Below are 5,818 nucleotides of genomic sequence, written 5' to 3' on the forward strand. Positions count from 1 at the left end.
GCTGTCGAATCGGCGTCACCGCGGCCCCAGCGCGTGAGCGCGCCCCTCCGGAGGGGCGCGCTCACGCCGCAGACCCGCGCTCGCGTCAGCGCACCGCGCTGGCGCCACACCCCGCCCACACCCGAGACCAGCATGAGAGCGCTCTCAGCAGGCGATAGCATGGGCGTGCACCCAGCCACGAGGAGCTTCGATGACGCACGCCCCCCAGCCCACCACCCGTCCGGCCCTGATCCTGCCGCCGTTCCTCTGGGGTTCCGCCACCGCGGCCGCACAGGTCGAGGGAGCAGCACACGAGGACGGCAAGGAGGACTCCATCTGGGACGCCTTTGCCCGGGTGCCCGGAGCGATCGCCAACGGTGACGACCTCGAGGTCGCCGTCGACCACTACCACCGCACCGCCGGCGACATCGCGATCATGTCCGAGCTGGGCCTCGACGCCTACCGCTTCTCCACGAGCTGGGCGCGCATCAAGCCGGGCGACCGCGACGTCAACCCCGCCGGCCTCGACTTCTACAGTCGCCTCGTCGACCAGCTCCTCGACGCCGGCATCCTCCCCTGGCTCACCCTGTACCACTGGGACCTCCCGCAGGCGCTCGAGGAACAGGGCGGCTGGACGAACCGCGACACCGCCCTGCGCTTCGTCGACTACGCCGAGGCGACCTACGAGGCGCTCGGCGACCGCGTCCGGCACTGGACGACGTTCAACGAACCGTTCTGCTCCTCCTTGCTCGGCTATGCGGTCGGCGTGCACGCACCCGGCCGACGCGACGAGGCCGCCGCACTCGCCGCCATCCACCACCAGCACCTGGCCCACGGCCTGGCGACCACGCGCCTCCGCGAGCTCGGCGCCGAGCAGATCGGCATCACCCTCAACCTGACGAACGCGATCCCGGCGGACCCCACCGACCCGGCCGACGTCGACGCCGCCCGCCGCGTCGACGGCATCATGAACCGCATCTTCCTCGAACCGATCGTCCTCGGTGCGTACCCGGCCGACGTCGCCCAGGACCTCGAGGGCCTCGGCCTCGACACGCTCGTCCACGACGGCGACCTCGAGACCATCTCCGCCCCGATCGACTTCCTCGGCGTCAACCACTACCACGACGACCTCGTGTCGGGTCACCCCGACGACTCCGGCGCCGACGGCGGCCACTCCGGTGCGACCGAGCGCGAGGCCGGTTCGCCGTGGCTCGCCTCACCCGACATCTCCTTCCCGAGCCGTGGACTCCCGCGCACCGCGATGGACTGGGAGGTGCACCCCGCCGGCCTCCGCACCCTGCTCGTCCGGCTCGGCCGCGAGTACCCGACGCTGCCGCCGCTGTACGTCACCGAGAACGGCGCGGCCTACGACGACGTTGTCGCGGAGGACGGCCGCATCCACGACGTCGACCGCGACGCCTTCATCCAGGACCACATCGACCAGGTGGAACTCGCGATCGCCGACGGCGCAGACGTGCGCGGCTACTTCGTCTGGTCACTGCTCGACAACTTCGAGTGGGCGTACGGCTACGACAAGCGGTTCGGCATCGTGCGGGTCGACTACGACACGCAGGAGCGCACGATCAAGGACAGCGGACTCGCGTACGCGCGCCGCCTCGCCGCCTCGCGTGTGGCGCCCGCCGTGGCGGAGCTTCCCTGACGCAGGAACACTCCGGCGTGTCGCGATCGAGGGGCCGCGACACGCCGGTCACCTCCTGAGGAGCGGCACCGGCCACGGACGTCCAGACGCCCGGCGATACACTGCACTCGGCACGCTCACCCGCTCGGAAGGGGACGATGATGCAGTCCGGTCAAGGAGCCCCGACGCTCGAGATGGTGGCGGCACGCGCAGGCGTCTCCCGCGCGACCGTGTCGCGCGTCGTCAACGGCTCGCCGAAGGTCACGGCCGAGGTCGTCGCCGTCGTCAACGAGGCGATCGCCGCGCTCGACTACGTCCCGAACCGCGCCGCCCGGTCGCTGGCCTCCCGCCGCACCCAGGTCATCGCGCTCGTCGTCCCGGAGTCGACCGCCCGGGTGTTCTCGGACCCCTTCTTCGCGTCGGTCGTGCAGGGAGTGGCCCTCGAGCTGGCGGAGACCGACTACACGCTCAACCTCCTCATCGCGAGTGAGGCGAACTCCGAGAAGACCCGCCGATACCTGCTCGGCGGCAACGTCGACGGCGCGCTCGTCGTGTCACACCACAGCGGTGACCACTCGTACACCCGGCTCGGCCAGGAGCTCCCGATCGTGTTCGGAGGTCGCCCCATGGGTGCCGACGTCGTCGACAGCACCTACGTCGACGTCGACAACGTCGAGGGCGCGAGGACCGCTGCCCGTCACCTCATCGAGGCCGGCCGGACGCGGATCGCGACGATCGCGGGCCGACAGGACATGCCGGGTGGTGTCGACCGACTCGCCGGGTGGCGTGCGGAGCTCGAGCTCGCGGGTCTTCCACACGACCTCGTCGAGGTGGGCGACTTCTCCCCGGCCGACGGCGCTGCCGCGATGCGGCGCCTCCTCGCGCGCGGCGTGCCCATCGACGGGCTCTTCGCCGCGAACGACCAGATGGCCGCCGGCGCCTACTCCGTCATCCGTGAAGCCGGCCTGACGATCCCGGGCGACATCGCCGTCGTGGGCTACGACGACGACCGCTACGGCGAGACCGCAGCTCCGCCGCTCACGACCATCGCGCAGTCGCCCGTCGACCTCGGTGCCGAGATGGCGAGGGTGCTCGTCCGTCGCCTCGCCGGCGAGCCGGTCTCGCGCGTCACGATGATGCCGACCCGCCTCGTCCCGCGCGCCTCCGTCTGACCCTCCCCGCCAGCCCGCGAACTGTCACCAGACGACAGTCCCGGGCGCAGCGACTGTGCTGAACTGACAGTTCGCGGCCTAGGAGAGGCGGGCGCGGATGATCTCGATCGCCTGCGGGTTCTCGTCGACGAGGACGTACCGACGGCCGAGCGCCTTCGCGACCGCCCCCGTCGTGCCGCTGCCGGCGAAGAAGTCGAGCACCCAATCGCCCTCGCGGGAGGACGCCTGCACGATGCGACGCAGGATCCCTTCCGGCTTCTGCGTCGGGTAGCCGGTCTTCTCGCGACCGGTCGGCGACACGATCGTGTGCCACCAGACGTCGGTGGGCAGCTTGCCGCGTGCCGCCTTCTCCGCGGTGACGAGCCCGGGCGCCATGTAGGGCTCGCGATCGACGGTCGCGTTGTCGAAGTGGTACCCCTTCGGGTCCTTCACATAGACGAGGATCGTGTCGTGCTTCGTCGGCCAGCGGCTCTGCGCCTTCGCGCCGTAGTCGTAGGCCCAGATGATCTCGTTGAGGAAGCACTCCCGGCCGAAGAGGGCGTCGAGGAGCACCTTCGCGTAGTGCGCCTCGCGGTAGTCGAGGTGGAGGTAGAGGGTGCCGTCGGCGGCCAGGACGCGCCAGGCCTCGACGAGGCGCGGCTCGAGGAAGCCCCAGTAGTCGTCGAAGGCGTCGTCGAAGCGTCGGAGGTCGCCGCGGATGCGCTCGTACGCCTGCCCCTTGAAGCCGGCGAAACGGTTCACCCCCGTCTCGGCCGTCCGCACCGAGGTCGAGGAGTGACGACGCTGCACGCGGCCGGTGTTGAACGGCGGGTCGAGGTAGATGAGCGTGAACGACTCGTCGGGCAGCCGCGCCACGACGTCGAGGTTGTCGCCCTCGAGGACGAGGTCGGGGCCGTCCGGGGTCCATCGCAGCGGCACTTCATCGGCTGCTGCGGCGAGGGACATGTGCCTATTCTGGCAGTCCGCCGCCCGCACACCCGGGAAGGAACGATCGGCCCCGCGCGTTGTACCGCGTATGACCACGGAGTTCGCCAACGAGACCGATGCCCAGCGCTACACCATGCACGTCGACGGCCAGCTGGTGAGCGTCGTCGACTACCGGATCTCGGGCGACTCGATCTCGTTCCCCCGCACCTTCACGACGCCGCCGTTCCGCGGCAAGGGGTACGCGGGCGAACTCGTCGCCTACGCGGTCGACGACGTCGAGCAGCACAGCAAGCGGCGCATCGTGCCGATGTGCTGGTACGTGGGCGAGTGGTTCGACGCGCACCCCGAGCGTCAGGACCTCCTCACCCGCTCAGCCGGCTAGCCACCAGCGCGTCACCCACCGGCCACCTGGCGGTTACGCGCGGGGACTAGCGTCCCGACCATGCAGCAGCTCGTCTCGCACTACGCCCCGCCGCCCGCACTCGACCAGGTCGACGGCTACCAGGTGGTCGACGTCGACGACGACGACCCCATCCTGCTCGACGCCGCCGGCAGCCACATCGACACGTGGCGCGAGGGCTACCCGTACGCCGAGCGCATGTCGCGAGAGCAGTACGAGAGCGACAAGCGACTGCTCCAGATCGAGCTGCTGAAGCTGCAGAACTGGATCAAGGCGAACGACCGTCGGCTGGTCGTCGTGTTCGAGGGACGCGACGCGGCCGGCAAGGGCGGCACGATCAAACGCTTCACGGAGCACCTCAACCCGCGCGGCGCCCGCGTCGTCGCACTCGAGAAGCCGACCACCCGCGAGTCCACGCAGTGGTACTTCCAGCGCTACGTCCAGCACCTGCCGGCCGCCGGCGAGATCGTGCTGTTCGACCGGTCCTGGTACAACCGGGCGGGCGTCGAACGCGTGATGGGGTTCTGCACCCCGGCGCAGTACGACGAGTTCATGCGCCAGGCCCCGCTGTTCGAACAGATGCTCGTCGGCGACGGCGTCGACCTCGTGAAGTTCTGGTTCTCCGTCTCCGCCGACGAGCAGCGCACGCGCTTCGCGATCCGCCAGGTCGACCCGGTGCGACAGTGGAAGCTCTCCCCGATGGACCTGGCCTCCCTCGACAAGTGGGGCGACTACACCCGCGCGAAGGAGGCGATGCTCGAGGCGACGGACACGGCCGACGCCCCGTGGACGATCGTCAAGAGCAACGACAAGAAGCGCGCCAGGGTCGAGGCGATGCGGCACGTGCTGCACCGCTTCGACTACGACAACAAGGACCACGAGGTCGTGGGCACGCCCGACACCAACATCGTGGGGCCCGCCGCCTCGGTCTACGAGCGCGGCGAGCGCAACGTCGGCGACTGAACCGGACGCCGGGCCGCAGCGCCCGCTATCCTCTGGATCATGCAGCCGAAACCGTCACCGTTGCGACGCCTCACCTCGTCGAGCGCGATCTACGGCACCGTCGTCTACGCCGGCCTCGTCGGCGCGTCGAGCGTGTACGAGGAGGACGACGTCGAGCAGGTGCTCATCACGAGTGCGCTGACCCTCATCGTGTTCTGGCTCGCGCACGTCTACTCGGCCGCCCTCGCGCACCACGGTGACGACCGGCACGAGGCGCTGGTGACGCTCGGAGCGTCGATCAGGCACGGGTTCCAGGAGTCGTCCGGGATGCTCCTGTCCGCCGTCCTCCCGACGATCCCGCTCGTGTTCGGCGTCGCCGGTGTGCTCAGCCATGAGCACGCCGTGATCCTGGCGTTGCAGGTGTCCACGCTGATGCTCTTCGTGCTCGGCTGCGCGGCCTTCGTGGTGCGCGGGTCACGCTGGTGGTGGTGTCTCCTCGGCGGCGTCGCGACGGCCCTGTTCGGGATCGTGATCATCCTGCTCGAGGCCGGCACCCACTAGACCGGCCCGAGACGGGTCCCGAACGGCTGGTGTCGAGCGTCCGGGGCCGACCGTTCGGGACCCCTCGCGAGCTCAGCGGCGGGCGGCGAGCGCTTTCGCGGACTGCTGCGCGGCGCGACGGACCTCGCGGTCGGGGTCGCGGAGGAGCGCCTCGAGGAGCGGCTTGGCGTCGTCACCACCGACGACGGCGAGCGCCCG

Annotated in this window: 6 protein-coding genes; 5 read left to right on the forward strand and 1 reads right to left on the reverse strand. The window is 70.3% G+C overall.

The features are described 5' to 3' along the window. Positions 1-190 precede the first annotated feature (190 nt). Together IFT89_RS19395 and IFT89_RS19400 are read left to right on the forward strand one after the other, a co-directional pair. A complete protein-coding gene (locus IFT89_RS19395; protein WP_202939787.1) occupies positions 191-1,639 on the forward strand; it encodes a GH1 family beta-glucosidase in 1,449 nt (482 codons plus the stop codon). 137 nt (positions 1,640-1,776) lie between these two features. Continuing rightward, positions 1,777-2,790, forward strand: coding sequence for a LacI family DNA-binding transcriptional regulator (locus tag IFT89_RS19400; RefSeq protein WP_202939788.1), 1,014 nt, complete (start codon positions 1,777-1,779; stop codon positions 2,788-2,790). 78 nt (positions 2,791-2,868) lie between these two features. On the opposite strand, the gene IFT89_RS19405 is transcribed toward IFT89_RS19400, so the two are convergent. Further along, positions 2,869-3,735 carry a DNA-methyltransferase gene (locus IFT89_RS19405; protein WP_202939789.1) on the reverse strand — a complete coding sequence of 289 codons (867 nt, stop codon included), beginning with the start codon at positions 3,733-3,735 and terminating at the stop codon, positions 2,869-2,871. 70 nt (positions 3,736-3,805) lie between these two features. On the opposite strand from IFT89_RS19405, the gene IFT89_RS19410 reads away from it, so the two are divergent. The 3 genes from IFT89_RS19410 to IFT89_RS19420 are packed head-to-tail and all read left to right on the forward strand — an operon-like array spanning position 3,806 to position 5,620. After that, positions 3,806-4,099 carry a GNAT family N-acetyltransferase gene (locus IFT89_RS19410; protein ID WP_202939790.1) on the forward strand — a complete coding sequence of 98 codons (294 nt, stop codon included), beginning with the start codon at positions 3,806-3,808 and terminating at the stop codon, positions 4,097-4,099. Positions 4,100-4,159: 60 nt separating this feature from the next. Then, on the forward strand, positions 4,160-5,080 hold the full coding sequence (ppk2, locus tag IFT89_RS19415) for a polyphosphate kinase 2 (protein ID WP_085513630.1): 921 nt from the start codon (positions 4,160-4,162) through the stop codon (positions 5,078-5,080). A gap of 39 nt (positions 5,081-5,119) precedes the next feature. Further along, positions 5,120-5,620, forward strand: a complete 501-nt coding sequence (locus IFT89_RS19420) for a hypothetical protein (RefSeq protein ID WP_079706439.1) — start codon at positions 5,120-5,122, stop codon at positions 5,618-5,620. The last annotated feature ends 198 nt before the right edge of the window (positions 5,621-5,818 follow it).

Source organism: Plantibacter sp. CFBP 13570, from assembly GCF_014841395.1.
GTDB lineage: Bacteria > Actinomycetota > Actinomycetes > Actinomycetales > Microbacteriaceae > Plantibacter > Plantibacter auratus.

Bases quoted from the DNA above. Each gene is read 5' to 3' on its own strand.
- IFT89_RS19395 (WP_202939787.1), top strand. From the start codon at position 191: ATGACGCACGCCCCCCAGCCCACCACCCGTCCGGCCCTGATCCTGCCG.
- IFT89_RS19410 (WP_202939790.1), top strand. From the start codon at position 3,806: ATGACCACGGAGTTCGCCAACGAGACCGATGCCCAGCGCTACACCATG.
- ppk2 (WP_085513630.1), top strand. From the start codon at position 4,160: ATGCAGCAGCTCGTCTCGCACTACGCCCCGCCGCCCGCACTCGACCAG.
- IFT89_RS19405 (WP_202939789.1), bottom strand. From the start codon at position 3,735: ATGTCCCTCGCCGCAGCAGCCGATGAAGTGCCGCTGCGATGGACCCCG.
- IFT89_RS19420 (WP_079706439.1), top strand. From the start codon at position 5,120: ATGCAGCCGAAACCGTCACCGTTGCGACGCCTCACCTCGTCGAGCGCG.
- IFT89_RS19400 (WP_202939788.1), top strand. From the start codon at position 1,777: ATGATGCAGTCCGGTCAAGGAGCCCCGACGCTCGAGATGGTGGCGGCA.